This window comes from Streptomyces coerulescens, from assembly GCF_042657965.1.
In the GTDB taxonomy this organism is placed as follows: Bacteria; Actinomycetota; Actinomycetes; order Streptomycetales; family Streptomycetaceae; genus Streptomyces; species Streptomyces coerulescens.
Genome location: NZ_JBHSKM010000007.1, coordinates 370,357 through 387,852, shown reverse-complemented (window position 1 = coordinate 387,852; position 17,496 = coordinate 370,357). Strand labels below are relative to the sequence as shown.

Sequence of the window (17,496 nt, the reverse complement as noted above, 5' to 3'; positions counted from 1 at the left end):
CCCGATGCCCGCACCCCCGCCTCAGCCCCACGGTGGCCCGACATGACCACCTCCACCACTTGGCCGTTCCCGCCCGTCCTGCGTGACCGCGACTCCGGGCTCTATCTCGCCGGAGTCGTGGTTTCCGGCTTTGGTACTTCGGCGTTGTGGCTGGTCTCCGGCGTGTGGGTCAAGGACCTCACCGGCTCCGACGGTCTGGCCGCGCTGTGCATGCTCGCCATGTGGGCGCCCACCCTGGCCGGTCCGGTTCTCGGCACGCTCGCCGACCGGACCCGCCGCAAGCCGCTGCTGATCGGCGTGAACCTGCTTCTTGCCGCGCTGCTGCCCACCCTGTTCGCAGTCGACTCGGCGGACCGGGTCTGGCTGGTGTTCGCGGTGCTGTTCGTCTACGGCGCCGCGGGCGTCGTCCATGACGCCGCCGAGTCCGCCCTGGTCGCGAGCGCCGTCCCCACGCCCCTGCTCGGCGACTTCAACGGGCTGCGGATGACGGCCAACGAGGGCATGAAACTCCTCGCCCCGCTGGCCGGCGCCGGCCTCTACGCGGCGTACGGCGGACCGGGCGTCGCCCTGCTCGACGCGGTCACGTTCCTGCTCGCCACCGGCCTGTACGCCTGCCTGCGGGTGCGGGAGAGCAGGCCGGAGCCCCCGGCGGGCGGCTGGCGCGAGCAGACCGCTCAGGGCGCCCGCTTCCTGTGGGCGCACCCCCGGCTGCGTCCCCTGGTCCTGGCCGGCGGCACCACCATGCTGTGCGCCGGGTTCAGCGGGGCGCTGATCTACGCCGTCATCGACGGCCTCGGGCACACCCCCGCGTACGCCGGTGTGCTGTACGCCGTCCAGGGCGCCGGTTCGGTCGCGATCGGGCTGCTGTCGGGGCCGGCCCTGCGTCGCCTGGGCGAACGCCGTTTCGCCGGGTGCGGCATCGCCCTGACGGCCGTCGCGGCGGGCCTGCGCGCGATCCCGTCCGACCCGGTGGCCCTGGTCTGCAGCGCGGCAAGCGGCGTGGGCCTGCCCTGCGTCCTGATCGCCGCGCTCACGGCCGTGCAGCGCGAGACACCCCACGCGGTCCTCGGGCGTACGGCTGCGACGGCCAACACGCTCGTCTTCACGCCGAACGTCGTCGGCCTCGCGGCGGGCGCGGCGCTCGTCGAACTGCTTGACGTCCGGCTGCTGTTGGCCGTGCTGGGTCCGGCGTGGCTGCTGACCGCCGTACCGCTGCTTCAGAGTTCGGCGAGGCCCTCCCGTACCGCCGCCAAGTCGCCGTCCGACGCCAACCCCGCGTGATAGAGCCGTATCTCGGTGGCGCCCCGCTCACGCGCGCGTGCCGCGTCCGAGGCGAGCGTGCCCGGGCTGCCGCCCATCCCGGAGACCACGCCGAGGTTGGCGGCGACGACCGTGTCCGCGCGCCCCTGTTCCGCGAAGGGTGTCAGCAGACCGGGGCCGGCCGCGCAGGGCACGACCACGCCGTCCGCGACGGACAGGATGTGCGCGGGGTCGACGCCGGCGTTGGCGCCGACGTGGTAGCTCACGGGATCCGCGTGCAGCAGAACCTGGAAGCCGTCGGGGGCGGCTTCGCGGACCGCGCGGACGGCCGCCTCCTGGAGCGTCCGGGCGGTTTCGTCCCGCCACGCGCGCGTGGCCGCCGCCGTCCGCGCCCCGAGCAGCTTCTCGACGCCGGCCCAGCCCCCGTCGTCCGGCGCCCCCCGCCACAGCGGCTCCAGGGCGTCCCGTACGTCGGCCGCCAGCTCGTCGGGGTCCAGGTCCTGGGAGCCGTAGCCCTCCTTGCAGACGGGGCAGAAGCAGAGCGCCATCAGGTAGTGCCCGGCGTCGCCGAGCGGGACCCCGGCGGTCTTGTCGTGGGCGTGCAGGTGCTGGAGGCCGTACCAGCCGAGGGACTCCAGCTCGGTGCCGCGCGCCCCGGGCCGTACGGCGGCCTCGGCGGCCAGGTCGACGAGGTACGCGCGCGTGGCGGGCTGCGCGATGCAGGGCGCCCACGGGTAGCGGTCGCCGTAGGCGTTGACGACGGAGGTGTCCGGATGGTCGGCGCCCATACGGGAGTTGTGCGCGAGGACGACCCAGGTGTGCACCTCCAGACCGGCGTCGGCGAGCGCGGCGGCGGCCTCGCCGTAGGCGTCGCCGGGCGCCCAGTCCCCGGCGGGGTACGGGCGCAGCGCCCGCCCCTCCCACCGGCCGTCCGTCGGGTACAGCACGGCGGCGTGTTCGGCGGTGACGATGCGGTGGCGCGGGTGGCGGGGGGTGAGGGCGCGGGTGGAGTGGTAGGCGGCGGCGAGCGTCACCTGCCGCACACCGAGGGCGGCGATCCTGCCGGCTGCCTCGGGATCTCCGTTGACGTCCCAGGGGTAGACGAACGCCGACGCCTTCACTTGGCGTCCTCCGGGTCCTGCTCCAGCAGCGCGTAACCGCGCTCGATCACCTGCGCGAGCTGCTTGACATGGTCCTCGCTCGGCTCGTGCAGCGGGGGCCGGACCTCCCCCACGTCCAGTCCGCGCAGCCGTACGCCCGCCTTGACCAGGGCGACGGCGTATCCGCGGCCCTGGGCGCGCAGTTCGACGAACGGGCGGTAGAAGCCGTCCAGGAGGCGGTGGACGGTGGCGTCGTCACCCGCTTCCAGCGCCCGGTAGAAGGCGAGGGCGATCTCCGGGGCGAAGCAGAACACCGCGGAGGAGTACAGCGTGACGCCGAGGGCGCGGTAGGCGACCTGGGTCTGTTCGGCGGTCGGCAGTCCGTTGAAGTAGAGGAACTCGCCGGGGAATTCGGTGCGTACGGCGCTGATGACGCGCTGCATGAGGTCCAGGTCGCCGAGGCCGTCCTTGAGGCCGATGACACCATCCGTGCGGGCCAGTTCGACGACGGTCTCCGGGGTGAACACGGCGTTGTCGCGCTGGTAGACGATCACGGGGAGCGCGGCGGCCGCGGCGACCTCCCGGTAGTGCCGCAGCAGCCCCTCCTGCCCGGCGACGACGAGATACGGCGGCATGGCGAGCAGCCCGTCCGCGCCGGCGCCCTCGGCGAGGTGCGCGTACCGCACGGCGAGGGCGGTGCCGTACCCGGCGCCGGCGACGACCGGTACCCTGCCCCGCGCCGCCTCGACGGCCGCCCGCACGCATGCCTCGTACTCCTCGGGCGTCAGGGCGTGGAACTCGCCGGTGCCGCAGCAGGCGAACACGGCGGCGGCCCCGGCCTCGACGCCGCGGCGCACATGGGTGCGGTAGGTGTCGAGGTCGAGCGAGCCGTCGGCGCCGTAGGCGGTGACGGGGAAGAACAGCGGCCCGCCGGGGATGCTCAGGCGTGCGGCGAGAGGGGCTGGCGTCACGGGCTCTCCCTAGATCGAACGAGGACGACCACATACAGGATCCTGATCAGAGTTTACGTTTATGAACGCACGTCGCACCACCCTTGACGGGTAAGGTCGTTGATCCTTAGCTTGTCCATGAATGTGAATACCGTGCATGCATACGGCCCTGGACTCAAGGAGAACCGAGGATGCCAGCCCCCCGCACCGTTCTGCTCACCGGCGCCGCCGGCGGCCTCGGCACCCTGATGCGGGACCTGCTCCCGGCGTACGGCTACGAGCTGCGGCTGCTCGACCTGCGCCCGATCGACGGCGCGCCGGACGCGATCGTCGCCGATCTCGCCGACCGGGAGGCGCTGCGCGAGGCCGTGCGGGGCGTCGACGCGATCATCCACCTCGCCGGCATCTCCCTGGAAGCCCCGTTCGAGAACATCCTCCGGGCCAACATCGAGGGCACGTACAACCTGTACGAGGCCGCCCGCCAGGAGGGCGTCGAGCGGATCGTCTTCGCCTCGTCCAACCACGCGGTCGGCTTCACGCCCCGCCCTCAGGGCGACGACCCCCTCATCCCCATCGACACCCCGCGCCGCCCCGACACCTTCTACGGCCTGTCCAAGTCCTTCGGCGAGGACCTCGCGCAGTTCTACTGGGACAAGCACGGCCTGGAGACGGTGTCCGTCCGTATCGGCTCGTGCTTCCCCGAGCCGACCAGCGTGCGCATGCTCTCGGTGTGGATGAGCCCGGCCGACGGCGCCCGCCTCTTCCACGCGGCCCTGACCGCGGAGAACGTCGAGCACACGGTCGTCCACGGCTCCTCCGCGAACACCCGCCTGTGGTGGGACCTGACCTCCGCCCGCTCCCTCGGCTACGTCCCCCAGGACGACTCCGAGCCGTACGCCGAGAAGCTGATCGCCGAGCAGGGCGAGCTCGACCCGGAGAACATCGCGCACGCCTACCTGGGCGGCCACTTCGTGAGCGACCCGCCGATCTGGCCGTACTGACCGAAACGGATTCCCACAAAAGGGCAGACGGGCACCGAACGGGCTCACCCGCCCTTACATTCGGGCACCATGCGCGCCCGATCTCACCTCTCCTACCACAACCACGCAGGTCCGAGACGGGCACACCGCACTGCGAACGGGCATACACGGGCAGCATCGAACCCATAACAGGGCTGGTCAGTGCCGGACACCCGCTGTAGAACTTCCTGCATGGGTCCCATCGGGCCCGAACGGGCAGCGAAGCGGAAGGCAGGTGTCGGCATGAGCACGAGAACGGCGGAAGAACGTCAACGCGAGATCGTGCTGGCCGCACGCCGTGACGGCTCGGTGGACGTCACCGCGCTCGCCATCGAGCTGGGCGTGGCGAAGGAGACCGTACGGCGGGATCTGCGCGTCCTGGAGGACCACGGACTGCTCCGCCGCACCCATGGCGGCGCCTACCCCGTGGAGAGCGCCGGCTTCGAGACGACGCTCGCCTTCCGCGCCACCAGCCATGTCCCCGAGAAGCGCCGGATCGGGACCGCCGCGGCCGAGCTGCTGGGGGACGCCGAGACGGTCTTCGTCGACGAGGGCTTCACCCCGCAGCTCATCGCCGAGGCCCTGCCCCTGGACCGGCCGCTGACCGTGGTCACCGCGTCCCTGCCGGTCGCGGGCGCGCTGGCCGAGTCCGAGAACGCCTCCGTGCTGCTGCTCGGCGGCCGGGTCCGCCCCGGAACCCTCGCCACCGTCGACCACTGGACGACGAAGATGCTCGCCGGCTTCGTCATCGACCTGGCGTTCATCGGCGCCAACGGCATCTCCCGCGAACACGGCCTGACCACCCCCGACCCGGCCGTCAGCGAGGTCAAGGCGCAGGCCATCCGGGCCGCGCGCCGCACGGTGTTCGCCGGCGTGCACACCAAGTTCGGCGCGGTCAGCTTCTGCCGGTTCGCGGACATCGGCACGCTGGAGACGATCGTGACGAGCACCCTGCTCCCGGCGGCCGAGGCACACCGCTACTCCCTCCTGGGACCCCAGGTCATCCGCGTCTGACAGCCGAACCCACCTCTGCGGGGCACACACACGCCCTTCAGTGCCCCTTATCTCCGCATACATCACCTCCACATCCATCTCCTCCCTTTTCATCCCCCCATACGTCCAGGAGCGATCCATGCGATTCCCGAGCCGACGACGGCCCCAGCGAGCCACGCTCGCCATGGCCGCCGCAGGGACGCTGCTCGCCCCGCTGCTCTCCGGCTGTTGGGTCGGCGCAGGCGGGGCGGGGTCGGGCGGCAACTCGATCAACGTCCTCATGGTCAACAACCCCCAGATGACCGAGCTGCAAAAGCTCGCCCCCCGCTTCACCGAAGAGACCGGCATCAAGGTCAACTTCACCGTCCTGCCCGAGAACGACGTCCGCGACAAGATCAGCCAGGACTTCGCCAACCAGGCCGGCCAGTACGACGTCGCCACGCTCTCCAACTACGAGATCCCGATCTACGCCCGCAACGGCTGGCTGAAGGAGATGAACTCCTACGTCGCCAAGGACCCGTCGTACGACGAGCAGGACGTCCTCAAGCCGATGCGCCAGTCCCTGACGGGCGACGACGGCAAGCTCTATGGCCAGCCCTTCTACGGCGAGTCGTCCTTCCTGATGTACCGCAAGGACATCTTCGAGAAGGAGGGCCTGACGATGCCCGCGCACCCCACCTGGCAGCAGGTGGCGGACCTCGCCGCGAAGGCGGACGGCGCCGAGTCGGGCATGAAGGGCATCTGCCTGCGCGGTCTGCCGGGCTGGGGCGAGGTGATGGCCCCGCTCACCACCGTGGTGAACACCTTCGGCGGCACCTGGTTCGACAAGGACTGGACGGCCCGCCTGAACTCCCCCGAGTGGGAGAAGGCGACGAAGTTCTATGTCGACCTGGTCCGCGACCACGGTGAGTCGGGAGCGGCCCAGTCCGGCTTCGCCGAGTGCTTGAACAACATGACCCAGGGCAAGGTCGCCATGTGGTACGACGCCACCTCCGCGGCCGGTTCCCTGGAGGCGGCGAACAGCCCGGTCAAGGGCAAGGTCGGCTACGCGCCCGCCCCCGTCGAGAAGACGGAGTCCTCGGGCTGGCTCTACACCTGGGCCTGGGGCATCCAGAACGCCTCCCGGAACCCGGACAACGCCTGGAAGTTCGTGTCCTGGGCGTCGAGCAAGCAGTACGAGCAGCTGGTCGGCGACGAGATCGGCTGGTCCAACGTGCCGGCCGGCAAGCGTGCCTCCACCTACGCCAACCCGGCGTACCGCCAGGAGGCCGCCGCCTTCCAGGAGATGACGAAGGAAGCCATCGAGGGCGCCCGCCCGAACGACCCCGGCGTGCAGCCGCGCCCCGCGCCCGGCATCCAGTTCGTCGGCATCCCCGAGTTCACCGACCTCGGCACCAAGGTCTCCCAGGAGATCAGCGCGGCCATCGCCGGGCGCCAGTCCGTCGACTCGGCCCTGAAGAAGTCCCAGCAACTCGCCGAAGAGATCTCCGAGGAGTACGAGGGGCGATGACAGCGACTACAACGGCCCCCGTGGCCACTACTCCCGTGCGTACGACCCGTCCGCCCTCCGCCCGGCTGCGCGCCTGGGCGACCCGGGCCCCCCTGCTGCCCGCGCTGGTCTTCATGATCGTGGTGACCCAGCTGCCGTTCGTGGCCACGCTGGTGATCTCGTTCTTCGACTGGAACGCCCTCTACCCGGACGCCCGCCAGTTCGCCGGCATCGACAACTACCGGGAGGTCCTCACCGACGCGGACCTGCGCCACTCGGTGTGGACGACCGTGCTCCTGACGGTCGCGGTGGTGCTGGCCAGCCTGGTCATCGGCCTGGTGCTCGCGCTGCTGCTCGACCGGAAGTTCAAGGGCCGCGGAGTGGTCCGCACCCTGCTGATCGCACCGTTCCTGGTGGTCCCGGTGGCCGCGGCCCTGCTCTGGAAGCATGTGCTCTACAACCCCGAGTACGGCCTGTTCAATGGGTTGTTGCACTATGTGGGCGGTCCACAGCCCGACTGGATCTCCAACACCCCGCTGCTCGCGGTGGAAGCCTCCCTGGTGTGGCAGTGGACGCCGTTCATGATGCTGATCCTGCTGGCCGGCCTGCAGAGCCGCGACCACGAGCAGATCGAGGCGGCCCGCGTCGACGGCGCGAGCGACTGGCAGATCTTCCGCCACCTCACGCTCCCGCACCTGCGCCGCTACCTCGAACTCGGCGCCCTGCTCGGCTCGATCTACATCGTCCAGAACTTCGACGCGGTCTTCACGATCACATCCGGCGGCCTCGGCACCGCCAACCTCCCCTACACCGTCTACCAGAGCTTCTACCAGGCCCATGAGAACGGCCTCGCCTCGGCCGCGGGCGTCCTGGTGGTCATCGGCTCGATCATCATCGCGACCTTCGCGCTGCGCGTGGTGTCGTCCCTGTTCCGCGAGGAGGTGTCGCGCGCATGAGTGCCGTGGCCGTACGACTTCGCAGCCGCCGCAAGGGAGCCGGCCTCGGCCTGGTGGCCTGGCTGCTCGGCATCGCGTTCTTCCTGCCCATCGCGTGGATGGCGCTGACGTCCTTCCACTCCGAGGCGGACGCGGCGACCAATCCGCCGTCCTTCGCCGCGTCCCTGACACTGGACGGCTACCGCGAGTTCTTCGGCGCGGCCGGCGGCGCGAGCCCCTGGCCTGCGCTGATCAACTCGGCAGTGGCCTCGGTCGCCTCGACGCTGTTCGTCCTGGTCCTCGCCCTTCCGGCGGCCTACGCCCTGTCGATCCGCCCGGTGAAGAAGTGGACCGACGTCCTGTTCTTCTTCCTGTCGACGAAGATGCTGCCGGCCGTGGCGGGCCTGCTGCCGCTATACCTGTTCGCGAAGAACACGGACATGCTCGACAACATCTGGCTGCTGGTCATCCTCTACACCTCCATGAACCTGCCGATCGCGGTGTGGATGATGCACTCCTTCCTCTCCGAGATCCCGGTCGCGATCATCGAGGCCGCACGGGTGGACGGCGCGAAACTGCCGACGATCCTCACGCGCGTGGTGGCCCCCATCGCGCTGCCCGGCATCGCCGCGACCTCCCTGATCTGCTTCATCTTCAGCTGGAACGAGCTGTTGTTCGCCCGAGTCCTGACCGGCGTGGTGGCCGAGACCGCGCCCGTCTTCCTGACCGGCTTCATCACCAGCCAGGGCCTGTTCCTGGCGAAGGTGTGCGCCGCGTCGCTCGTCATCTCCCTGCCGGTGCTCGCCGCGGGGTTCGCCGCCCAGGACAAGCTGGTCCAGGGCCTGTCGTTGGGAGCCGTGAAATGAAGGCCGCCGTCATCGAGTCCGTGGGCAGGGCCGTCGTCGCCGAGGTCCCGGACCCGACGCCAGGGCCGCGCGAGGTCGTCGTCGAAGTGGCGGCCTGCGGGCTGTGCGGCACCGATCTGCACATCCTCCAGGGCGAGTTCGCGCCGAAGCTGCCGATCGTGCCCGGGCACGAGTTCGCCGGCGAGGTGGTCGGGGTCGGCACCCAGGTCACCGAGGTGGCGGTCGGCGACCGGGTCGCGGTCGACCCGTCCCTGTACTGCTACGAGTGCCGCTACTGCCGTACCGGCCACAACAACCTCTGCGAACGCTGGGCGGCGATCGGCGTCACCACGGCCGGCGGCGCCGCGCAGTTCGCCGTCGCCCCGGTGGCGAACTGCGTGAAGCTCCCCGAGCATGTCAGCACCCAGGACGCGGCCCTGGTGGAGCCCCTGTCCTGCGCGGTGCGCGGCTACGACGTCCTGAAGTCCCGCCTCGGCGCCCACGTCCTGATCTACGGCTCCGGCACGATGGGCCTGATGATGCTGGAGCTCGCCAAGCGGACCGGCGCGGCCAGCGTCGACGTCGTGGACGTCAACCCGCAGCGCCTGGAGACGGCCCGCCGGCTCGGCGTCTCGGCGTCGGCCGCGAACCCCGACGAGCTCGACCGCCCCCAGGGCTGGGACCTGGTCGTCGACGCCACCGGCAACGCGGCGGCCATCCAGGACGGCCTGGACCGGGTGGCGAAAGCGGGCACCTTCCTGCAGTTCGGTGTGGCGGACTACGCGACGCGGGTGACGATCGACCCGTACCGCATCTACAACCAGGAGATCACCATCACCGGCTCGATGGCCGTCCTGCACAGCTTCGAGCGGGCGGCGGAGCTGTTCGCGAACGGTGTCCTCGACCCCGAGATCTTCATCAGCGACCGCATCCCGCTGGAGCGGTATCCGCAGGCCCTGGAGCAGTTCGCGTCCGGCGTGGGCCGCAAGATCGTGGTCGTGCCGTAGGCCGACGGGCGGGGGCGCCGCACCCGTGCCACCCGTTTGCCGGGTAAGGGAACGGTAAAGCGCCCCCGCTCGTTCACCGGGCATGACAGCTATGACCCCCGGCTCGAACATCCCTCTCTCCACCGCGCGCGTGACGGTGGACGTCGCCGCCCCGGTGCGGCTCGACGTATCGGGCCTGCTGCTCACCGCCGACGGCAAAGTGCGCTCCGACGACGACTTCATCTTCTACAACCAGCCCAGCGGCCCGGGCGTGACCTACCGCTCGGGCGGCGGCACCTCCCCCGACGCGATCACGGTCGACACGACGGCCGTACCCCCCGGCATCGAGAAGATCGTGGTCACCGCCAGCCCGGACGCCGCCGGGCAGACCTTCCAGGGCATCGAACCGACGGCGACCATCCGCAGCGCCGACGACAACAGCGTCCTGGCCACCTTCACACCCCCGCAGCTCGGCGCCGAGACGGCACTCGTGGTCGTCGAGATCTATCTGCGCAACGGCGCCTGGAAGGCCCGCGCGGTGGGCCAGGGCTACGCCAACGGCCTGGCCGGCATCGCCACCGACTTCGGTGTCACGGTCGAGGAACCCGCCGCCCCGGCCGCACCCGTGGCCCCGCCGCAGCCCACCATGGCGCCGCCGGTCGCCCCGCCGGTGTCCGCTCCCGCCGCTCCCCCGGCCCCCGCGGCGCCGCCCGCCCCGCCCGCACCCGGCGCCGGCAAGATCAACCTCGACAAGGGCCGCGTCAGCCTCCAGAAGAACCAGACCGTCTCCCTGATGAAGGGCGGCCGTCCGCTGCTCTCGCAGGTCCAGATGGGCCTCGGGTGGGAGCCGGCGTACCGCGGCAAGGACATCGACCTGGACGCCTCGGTCATCGCCTACGGCCCGCAGCGCAACCACATCGACAGCTGCTACTTCGGCAAGCTCCAGATCGTGAACGGCGCCATCCGCCACTCCGGCGACAACCTCACCGGCGAGGGCGGCGGGGACGACGAGGTCATCACCGTCGACCTCGGCCGGCTGCCGCAGGACGTCACCGGCCTGGTCTTCACGGTCAACTCGTTCTCCGGCCAGAAGTTCACCGAGGTCGCCAAGGCCTACTGCCGGCTGATCGACGCCCTGTCCGGCGAGGAGCTCGTCCGCTTCGACCTCACCAGCGCCGAGCCGCAGACGGGCGTGCTGATGGCGAAGCTCATCCGCCAGTTCTCCGGCGAATGGGAGATGACGGCGATGGGCGACTTCGTGAAGTCCCGGACCGTGCGAGGGATGGTGAAGCCGGCGGCACAGGCGCTGTAGCCGGCCGTACGACGTGCGGGGCGCCCCCACTCCAGGGGGCGCCCGGCGACGTCAGATCCTCCTGGCGCCCGCCGAGGGCCGTCAGCGGACCGGCAGGGGCGCGTCAGGCCGAGGCCCGCACCACCAGTTCGGGAACGACCCAGGCATCGGCCCCGTTCATCGGCTCCTCCCCCGCCCGCAGCCGCGCCACCTGCTCCACGGCCAGCCGGCCCAGCCGACGCTTGTCGATGTGCAGGGTGGTGAGACCCGGATCGACCAACTCGCCCAGCGACAGTCCGTCGAAACCCATCACGGCCAGCTCGTCCGGCACCCGACGGCCCCGGCGCCGGGCCGCCCGCATCGCGCCCACCGCTATCAGATCGTTGAAGCCGAACACCGCCGTGAGCTCGGGCTGTGCGTCGAGCAACCGCTCCATGCCCTCCTCGCCGCCCGCCACACTGTGCTCGGCGCACATGGCGATCCAGCCGTCGCCCACGGACAGCCCATGGCGCCGGGCCTCCGCGAGGAAGGCCTGCCGCCTGGGGACGGGCCCGTGCACGCCGTCCAGCATGCCGATACGGCGATGTCCCGCACCGACCAGATGGGCCATGCCCTGCTCCAGACCGGCCGCGGCGTCGATGCCCACGGCCGCGAACCGGGTCTGCTGCGGGCCGCGTTCCAGCAGCACCAGCGGTACGCCGCCGAGGTGGCGGGCCAGTTCCTCGTCCGGGCTCCTGAAGTAGCCCACGACCGCGTCCGCCTGGTGGGAGAGCACGTCGAGCGCCTCCCGCTCCCTGGCCTCGTCGGTGCGCGAGTCCCACACGACCACCTGCCAGCCGCGCTGCTCGGCGGCCTCCAGCACACCGGCGGCCACCTCCGGGAAGAAGGGGTTCATCAGGTCCGGTATCACCAGCCCGGCCGTCACGGTCCCCTTGCGCACCAGGCCGCGCGCGAACCGGCTGGGCCGGTAGTCCAGCAGCCGCGCCGCCTCCAGGACGCGCTCCTTGGTTCCCGGGTCGATCTCGCCCTTGTCGTTCACCGCACGCGAGACCGTCTGACGTGACACCCCGGCCAGCTTGGCGACGTCGTGGATCGTGGCCCGGCGGGAGGCGTCGCCGGGGTGGGCGGCACTCGGCTGCCGCGGCTGATCGTCGGCCAACACGCAGAGCACCCTATCCGGCCGCCGCTACAGAAGTGCCACACCGTGTAGTTCTTCGGCTGCGGCTCAGCGGGGGCTGGTCGCGCAGTTCCCCGCGCCCCTCAAAGAAGGGCGCTGTCGAACCCGCGCCCCTTAAAAGAGGGCGCTGTACGCGTTCAGGGCCGGCTGGCCGCCGAGGTGGGCGTAGAGCACCGTCGAGTCGCTCCCGATCTCCCCCCGCCTCACCAGGTCGATCATCCCGGCCATCGACTTGCCCTCGTACACCGGGTCCGTGATCATCCCCTCCGTCCGGGCCGCAAGGCGCATCGCCTCCAGGGTCGTCTCGTCCGGGATGCCGTATATGCCCCCGTGGTAGCGCTCGTCGAGTTCGATGTCGTCCTGAGTCAACTCGCGCTTGACACCGATGAGTTGGCCGGTGTTGTGGGCGATCCGGGCGATCTGTTCGCGGGTGGTGGCGGGCTTGGCCGAGGCGTCGATGCCGAGTACACGGCGAGGTCGGCCGCCCGCCTCCTCCAGTGCTGCGAAACCGGCGACCATGCCGGCCTGGGTGGAGCCGGTCACCGAGCAGACGATCACCGTGTCGAAGAAGACGCCCGACTCCCGCTCCTGCTCGGCGACTTCGTACGCCCATCCGGCGAAGCCGAGCCCGCCGAGCGGGTGGTCGGAGGCGCCGGCCGGGATGGCGTACGGCTTGCCGCCCGACTCCTCGACCTCGCGCAGCGCCTGCTCCCAGCTCTCCTTGAAGCCGATCCCGAACCCGGCCCGCACGAGCCGTACGTCGGCTCCGGCGAGGCGGCTGAGGAGGATGTTGCCGACCTTGTCGTAGACGGAGTCGGGCCAGTCGACCCAGCTCTCCTGGATCAGCACGCACTTGAGCCCGGCGCGGGCGGCGACGGCCGCGACCTGGCGGGTGTGGTTGGACTGCACGCCACCGATCGAGACGAGCGTGTCACAGCCCTGCGCGAGCGCGTCGGCGACCAGATACTCCAGCTTGCGGGTCTTGTTGCCGCCGTACGCGACACCGGAGTTGCAGTCCTCACGCTTGGCCCAGAGGGACGCACCGCCGAGGTGGGCGGCGAGGCGCTCCAGGGGGTGGACCGGTGAGGGGCCGAAGAGCAGGGGGTAACGCTCGTACGAGGAAAGGGACATGGGTCCTCCCACTCACTGCACGTCCGACCAGGTCGCACGTGTACGGTTCAGGTAGGCGATCGCGGCTTCCATGCGCGTCACATCCTCACCGAGAAGGCCCAGCGCGGTGTTGCAGTTTGAGCAAAGGATCCCACGGACCACGCCCGTTGCGTGGCAGTGATCGATGTAGAACCGCTCTGCGATGTGCCGCCCACAGATTGCGCAGGCACGTTGTTGCCCTTCCAGCATCTCCAGCACCGTCGCCGCATCCAGCCCGTATTGCCGAGCCCATTCCCTGGCCCTTTCAGCGGTGCGACAACGCCACCCCATCTGCGCGTCAGAGCGTCCGGACGAACTCTTGCGGCGCCGGATTGGCGTAGGGCCACAGATGGCGCAGTTCGCCGTGCGCGCCACCTCGTCGACATCCGACAGCCGATGCTTCGCTGAAGTCGGCTTGAGCAGTTTCCGCAGCTCCGGACAAGCCCATCTGCAGCCGGGAGAGCAGTAGCGCTTGTTCGAGGAAGCGGGAACATTGAAGCGTTTTCCACAGTCATCGCGCTTGCACAACCGCATCTCCCCGCCGCCCCCGTGGCGTCCCTGGATGGCGGTCAGTTCGCCTCGACGCATCAGCAAAGCGTAGTGCTTGCGGCAATACCCCCGCGCTCCCCCTCTGCGATCTCTCTCACAACCATCGAAGCCGCACGGCGTTCCTCTCGGCGTCCAGGCTTTCACCTTCTTGTTCGGGTCGCCGTAGATGCTCCATCGCCGGTAGTGGGCACTGCACCAGCCCCGCGCCTTTCGGGGACGGCTACAACCGGCGATGGAACAGATATCACTCATGACGGACGAACATAAGGTGACTCGAGATGCTGCTCAAGCCATGGCCAATGGCCAGAGTTCCCCTGCTCCAGCAAAGGCACCATCCGGAAAGCCGCGTCGGAGAGGCCGCCGAAGGTGTGCCTGTTGCCCTTGCCCGACGGGCCGTGGCCCGCCCGGTAGCCGGCGAGGTTCCAGGTGTAGACCGGTACGTCGGCCGGGACCTGCTCGGTCGGGTCGCCGTGGTGGCTGGGGGCGTACTGCTCGTCGGTGACGATCAGCACCCGGTCGTGCCTGCGGTAGTGGCGGCGCACGGCCTCGGTGGTGTTGGTGCCGCCGAGGTCCCCGAAGCGCTCCAGGATCCTCAGCACCGACTCGCCCTTGCGGAAGCCGATCCCGCGGCTGTCGGAGCCGAACTGCACGAGGTCCGCGTCCGCCGCCCGCAGCGCGAGCGCCGTGCCGAAGATCGCCGCCGCGTCGGCCCGGTTGAGCTGCGAGCGGTCGGACAGCCGCGACCAGAACATCGAGCCGGAGCGGTCGACGAGCACCAGCGTGCGGCCCGGCAGCCGGGGCACATGGGCCAGCGAGTGGCCGAGCGCCTGCTCCAGCGGGTACGACCAGCGCAGCGAGGGCGCGTGCTGGTACGCGGCGAGGTACCGGAAGGGGAACTGCCGCGAGCGCGCGACCTGAGCCGGGTCGCTGATCCGCGCGGCGACCTGGGCGGCGACCTCGTCGGAGACACCGGCCTCGTCGAAGTTCCGCAGATTCCGCACCAGCGCCATGGGGCCCATCGACGGAATCACGGCCTCCCAGGCGTCCTTGTCCATCGGCCCCTGGAGCCAGCCCGCCAGCGCCTCCCACGTCATACCGGCCGCCGCCAGCCGCTCGGCACCGCCGTCCGACGTGACGACCGCTCGCCGCTGCTCGGCGGGCAGCGCCATCAGCTCGCGGTGTGCGGTCAGGACGTCGCTCGACGCGGGCGGGACCGCGGTGTCCGGGTTGTGCCGGCGGTCGAGGGCGTACCGGAAGAGCTCGCCCTGCCACGGCTTGTCCGGGTCCGGGGCCGCGTGCACCAGGTTGAGGATGTCGCCGAAGCGGTAGCCCTTGGCCGCGGTGTCGTACTTCAGCAGCGACTTACCGCTGTACAGACGCCGTACGGCGTCGGCGACACCGCGCTTGACGGGCTTGGGGACGTTACGGCCGTACAGCGCCGTCCAGTACGCGAGCAGCTCGCCGGGCTCGTCCGGCCGCTGGAGCACGGAGGCGATGACCTGCCGGTTGGACGGGCCGTCGGTGGCGCCGGCGTCCAGACGGGCCTTGACGTACTCGGCGGCGCCCACGATCGACGCCGTACGGAGGTTGCCCTCGCCGCGCAGCCAGCCGAGCAGGCCGGCCGTCCACTCGGGGTCGGTGACGGCGAGCTCGCGCACGAGCCGCGCGAAGCGGTCGTCGCGGTCGGCGCCGGTCTCGTAGAAGGTCTGCTGGGAGACGAAGTTGGAGACGGACAGCAGGAAGAGCTCGGAGCGCGCGTCGCGCTCACGGCCGCGGCCGCCCTCGTACGTACGCAGAACCCGCCCCGTCGAGGTGACCCGCGAGGTGGGACGCGCCTTGGCGGCGCGCGTGTTGAATCGCGCCATGATGAATTCCCCCCGAATTCGTTCGTGTTTCGGAGGAAGGCGCAGCAGAAGATGGGTGCCCGAGATCAGGAGTCGGCGACGGACTTAGCCTGGTGCTCTACCGAATTGAGCTACACCGACCCGAAGTCGATGACGGGATTCGAACCCGCAACCGCCAGATCCAATGAAGTAACCGTTGCCTGCGCACCGGGCACCCACCATGAGCTGCGCCTCCCGAGATCAAGTCGGCCGCGGCAAGGGATTCTCTTGGAAAGAAGTAGCCGCTGCCATCGCACCGGGAGGTGCGTGACGTTGTGATCTCACTGTAGGAGGCGCAGCTCCGGCCGGGCTATCGAATTAATGGCCGGTGTAGGTGTATTACCGGCGCTGCCGCTTCCACGGCCCGGTGATGGCGAGCATGATTCCGGGCGTCTGGATGTTGGCGTAGAGGGTGCGGCCGTCGCAGGAGAAGGTGACGCCGGTGAACTCGCTGTACTCCGGCTCCTCGTCGCTGCCGATGTTCAGTTCGTTGCGGGCGATGGGGTAGGTGCGGCCGCTGTCGGTGGCGCCGAACAGGTGCTGGATGCCCTCGCCGTCCTCGGCGATGACGAGGCCGCCGTAGGGGGAGACGGTGATGTTGTCGGGGCCGTCGAAGGCGCCATCCTTGGACGGGTCGGGGTTGACGCCGATCAGGACCTTCAGGGTCAGGGTGCGGCGCTTGGGGTCGTAGAACCAGACCGAGCCGTCGTGCGGCTGCCCGGGGCTCTCCGCGCGGGCGTAGGAGGAGACGATGTACACGCCGCCGTCGCCCCACCACATGCCTTCGAGCTTGCGGGCGCGGGTGACCTGGCCGGCGGTGAACTGCTTGCGCACGGCCGTCGTCCTGGCGTCACGGTCGGGCACGTCGATCCAGTCGACCCCGTACACCGTGCCGATCTTCGTGGCGCGGGAGAGGTCGTCGACGAACTTGCCGCCGGAGTCGAAGCACTTGAACGCCTGGAGCGTGCCGGCGTCGTCGGCGAGGGTGCGCAGCTTGCCGCGGCCGTGGTGGAAGTGCTCGGGCGGGGTCCAGCGGAAGAGCAGTCCGTTGGGGTTGGAGGCGTCCTCGGTGAGGTAGGCGTGGCCGCGCTTGGGGTCGATGACTACGGCCTCGTGGGCGTAGCGGCCGAACGCCTTGATGGGCTTGGGGTTCTTGTTGGCGCGGCGGTCGGCGGGGTCGACCTCGAAGACGTAGCCGTGGTCCTTGGTCATGCCGTTGGCGCCGGCCCTGTCCTCGGTCTCCTCGCAGGTGAGCCAGGTGTCCCAAGGGGTGCTGCCGCCGGCGCAGTTGGTGGCGGTGCCGGCGATGCCGACCCATTCGGCGACGCGGCCGTCGGGGCGTACCTCGACGACCGTGCAGCCGCCGGACGCGGCGGGGTCGTAGACGAGGCCCTCGGTCAGCGGAACCGGGTGGGGCCACTGGGCGCGGGGGCCGCCGAGCTCGTGGTTGTTGACCAGGAGGGTGGTGCCCCGCGGTCCGTCGAAGGCGGCCGTGCCGTCGTGGTTGGAGGGGGTGAACTCGCCCGACTCCAGCTTGGTCCTGCCGCTGTAGGTGATGACGCGGTACTTGAATCCGGCGGGCAGCGCGAGCAGGCCCTTGGGGTCCGCGATGAGCGGTCCGTACCCGACACCGTCGCCATGGCGGGCGTCCGCGGACTCCTCGCTCGCGATCTCGGACTCGGTGGAGGCGAGCGCGTTCGGTGCGGTGGCGAGAACGCCGGCGCTGCCTGCCAGCGCGACACCGGTGACCGCGGATGTTCTGGCGAAGTCCCTGCGGGTGAGCGACATGGTGTCTCCTGTGACAGAGGGAGTGCCGTGGAGGGTGGCGGACTGCGCGACGCCGCCACAATTCCGCCCATGTCTGAACGCC

Annotated in this window: 15 protein-coding genes; 8 read left to right on the top strand and 7 right to left on the bottom strand. The window is 70.4% G+C overall.

What is annotated here, in order from left to right:
- Positions 1–42: 42 nt before the first annotated feature.
- Positions 43–1,281 (top strand): MFS transporter, encoded by a 1,239-nt coding sequence (locus tag ACFPQ9_RS13635; protein WP_380851987.1) that lies wholly within the window; start codon positions 43–45, stop codon positions 1,279–1,281.
- On the opposite strand, the gene ACFPQ9_RS13630 is transcribed toward ACFPQ9_RS13635, so the two are convergent.
- Positions 1,218–2,381 (bottom strand): hypothetical protein, encoded by a 1,164-nt coding sequence (locus ACFPQ9_RS13630; RefSeq protein ID WP_380851984.1) that lies wholly within the window; start codon positions 2,379–2,381, stop codon positions 1,218–1,220. The genes ACFPQ9_RS13635 and ACFPQ9_RS13630 overlap by 64 nt on opposite strands.
- Positions 2,378–3,331, bottom strand: coding sequence for a 5-dehydro-4-deoxyglucarate dehydratase (locus ACFPQ9_RS13625; protein ID WP_380851981.1), 954 nt, complete (start codon positions 3,329–3,331; stop codon positions 2,378–2,380). Before ACFPQ9_RS13625 ends, ACFPQ9_RS13630 begins: the two co-directional genes overlap by 4 nt.
- Before the next feature lie 170 nt (positions 3,332–3,501).
- On the opposite strand from ACFPQ9_RS13625, the gene ACFPQ9_RS13620 reads away from it, so the two are divergent.
- The 7 genes from ACFPQ9_RS13620 to ACFPQ9_RS13590 all read left to right on the top strand — a co-directional run bounded on the left by ACFPQ9_RS13620 (position 3,502) and on the right by ACFPQ9_RS13590 (position 10,889).
- Positions 3,502–4,311 carry an NAD-dependent epimerase/dehydratase family protein gene (locus ACFPQ9_RS13620; protein WP_380851978.1) on the top strand — a complete coding sequence of 270 codons (810 nt, stop codon included), beginning with the start codon at positions 3,502–3,504 and terminating at the stop codon, positions 4,309–4,311.
- Positions 4,312–4,572: 261 nt separating this feature from the next.
- A complete protein-coding gene (locus ACFPQ9_RS13615; RefSeq protein ID WP_380851975.1) occupies positions 4,573–5,343 on the top strand; it encodes a DeoR/GlpR family DNA-binding transcription regulator in 771 nt (256 codons plus the stop codon).
- A 118-nt stretch (positions 5,344–5,461) separates the two neighbouring features.
- Complete coding sequence (locus ACFPQ9_RS13610) at positions 5,462–6,832, top strand: ABC transporter substrate-binding protein (RefSeq protein WP_380851972.1); 1,371 nt, start codon at positions 5,462–5,464, stop codon at positions 6,830–6,832.
- Entirely contained in the window at positions 6,829–7,767 is a 939-nt protein-coding gene (locus ACFPQ9_RS13605) for a carbohydrate ABC transporter permease (RefSeq protein ID WP_380851969.1), read from the top strand. Before ACFPQ9_RS13610 ends, ACFPQ9_RS13605 begins: the two co-directional genes overlap by 4 nt.
- Complete coding sequence (locus ACFPQ9_RS13600; protein WP_380851966.1) at positions 7,764–8,612, top strand: carbohydrate ABC transporter permease; 849 nt, start codon at positions 7,764–7,766, stop codon at positions 8,610–8,612. The genes ACFPQ9_RS13605 and ACFPQ9_RS13600 overlap by 4 nt, the downstream gene beginning before the upstream one ends.
- Positions 8,609–9,598: a zinc-dependent alcohol dehydrogenase family protein gene (locus ACFPQ9_RS13595; protein ID WP_380851963.1), complete on the top strand. Its 990-nt coding sequence runs from the start codon at positions 8,609–8,611 to the stop codon at positions 9,596–9,598. The genes ACFPQ9_RS13600 and ACFPQ9_RS13595 overlap by 4 nt, the downstream gene beginning before the upstream one ends.
- Before the next feature lie 91 nt (positions 9,599–9,689).
- On the top strand, positions 9,690–10,889 hold the full coding sequence (locus ACFPQ9_RS13590) for a TerD family protein (protein WP_380852398.1): 1,200 nt from the start codon (positions 9,690–9,692) through the stop codon (positions 10,887–10,889).
- A gap of 103 nt (positions 10,890–10,992) precedes the next feature.
- Here the strand turns inward: ACFPQ9_RS13590 and ACFPQ9_RS13585 are convergent, their stop codons facing one another.
- The 5 genes from ACFPQ9_RS13585 to ACFPQ9_RS13565 form a co-directional block, all read right to left on the bottom strand.
- Positions 10,993–12,039, bottom strand: a complete 1,047-nt coding sequence (locus ACFPQ9_RS13585; RefSeq protein WP_380851960.1) for a LacI family DNA-binding transcriptional regulator — start codon at positions 12,037–12,039, stop codon at positions 10,993–10,995.
- A gap of 120 nt (positions 12,040–12,159) precedes the next feature.
- Positions 12,160–13,176, bottom strand: coding sequence for a 1-aminocyclopropane-1-carboxylate deaminase (locus ACFPQ9_RS13580; protein WP_380851957.1), 1,017 nt, complete (start codon positions 13,174–13,176; stop codon positions 12,160–12,162).
- Between the two features lie 12 nt (positions 13,177–13,188).
- Positions 13,189–13,782: an endonuclease domain-containing protein gene (locus tag ACFPQ9_RS13575; RefSeq protein WP_380851954.1), complete on the bottom strand. Its 594-nt coding sequence runs from the start codon at positions 13,780–13,782 to the stop codon at positions 13,189–13,191.
- Positions 13,783–13,991: 209 nt separating this feature from the next.
- Positions 13,992–15,608, bottom strand: a complete 1,617-nt coding sequence (locus ACFPQ9_RS13570) for a TROVE domain-containing protein (protein ID WP_380851951.1) — start codon at positions 15,606–15,608, stop codon at positions 13,992–13,994.
- 357 nt (positions 15,609–15,965) lie between these two features.
- On the bottom strand, positions 15,966–17,414 hold the full coding sequence (locus ACFPQ9_RS13565; protein ID WP_380851948.1) for an alkaline phosphatase PhoX: 1,449 nt from the start codon (positions 17,412–17,414) through the stop codon (positions 15,966–15,968).
- Positions 17,415–17,496: the final 82 nt, after the last annotated feature.

Bases quoted from the DNA above. Each gene is read 5' to 3' on its own strand.
- ACFPQ9_RS13600 (WP_380851966.1), top strand. From the start codon at position 7,764: ATGAGTGCCGTGGCCGTACGACTTCGCAGCCGCCGCAAGGGAGCCGGC.
- ACFPQ9_RS13605 (WP_380851969.1), top strand. From the start codon at position 6,829: ATGACAGCGACTACAACGGCCCCCGTGGCCACTACTCCCGTGCGTACG.
- ACFPQ9_RS13615 (WP_380851975.1), top strand. From the start codon at position 4,573: ATGAGCACGAGAACGGCGGAAGAACGTCAACGCGAGATCGTGCTGGCC.
- ACFPQ9_RS13565 (WP_380851948.1), bottom strand. From the start codon at position 17,414: ATGTCGCTCACCCGCAGGGACTTCGCCAGAACATCCGCGGTCACCGGT.
- ACFPQ9_RS13635 (WP_380851987.1), top strand. From the start codon at position 43: ATGACCACCTCCACCACTTGGCCGTTCCCGCCCGTCCTGCGTGACCGC.
- ACFPQ9_RS13575 (WP_380851954.1), bottom strand. From the start codon at position 13,782: ATGCGTCGAGGCGAACTGACCGCCATCCAGGGACGCCACGGGGGCGGC.
- ACFPQ9_RS13570 (WP_380851951.1), bottom strand. From the start codon at position 15,608: ATGGCGCGATTCAACACGCGCGCCGCCAAGGCGCGTCCCACCTCGCGG.
- ACFPQ9_RS13580 (WP_380851957.1), bottom strand. From the start codon at position 13,176: ATGTCCCTTTCCTCGTACGAGCGTTACCCCCTGCTCTTCGGCCCCTCA.
- ACFPQ9_RS13620 (WP_380851978.1), top strand. From the start codon at position 3,502: ATGCCAGCCCCCCGCACCGTTCTGCTCACCGGCGCCGCCGGCGGCCTC.
- ACFPQ9_RS13590 (WP_380852398.1), top strand. From the start codon at position 9,690: ATGACCCCCGGCTCGAACATCCCTCTCTCCACCGCGCGCGTGACGGTG.
- ACFPQ9_RS13595 (WP_380851963.1), top strand. From the start codon at position 8,609: ATGAAGGCCGCCGTCATCGAGTCCGTGGGCAGGGCCGTCGTCGCCGAG.
- ACFPQ9_RS13610 (WP_380851972.1), top strand. From the start codon at position 5,462: ATGCGATTCCCGAGCCGACGACGGCCCCAGCGAGCCACGCTCGCCATG.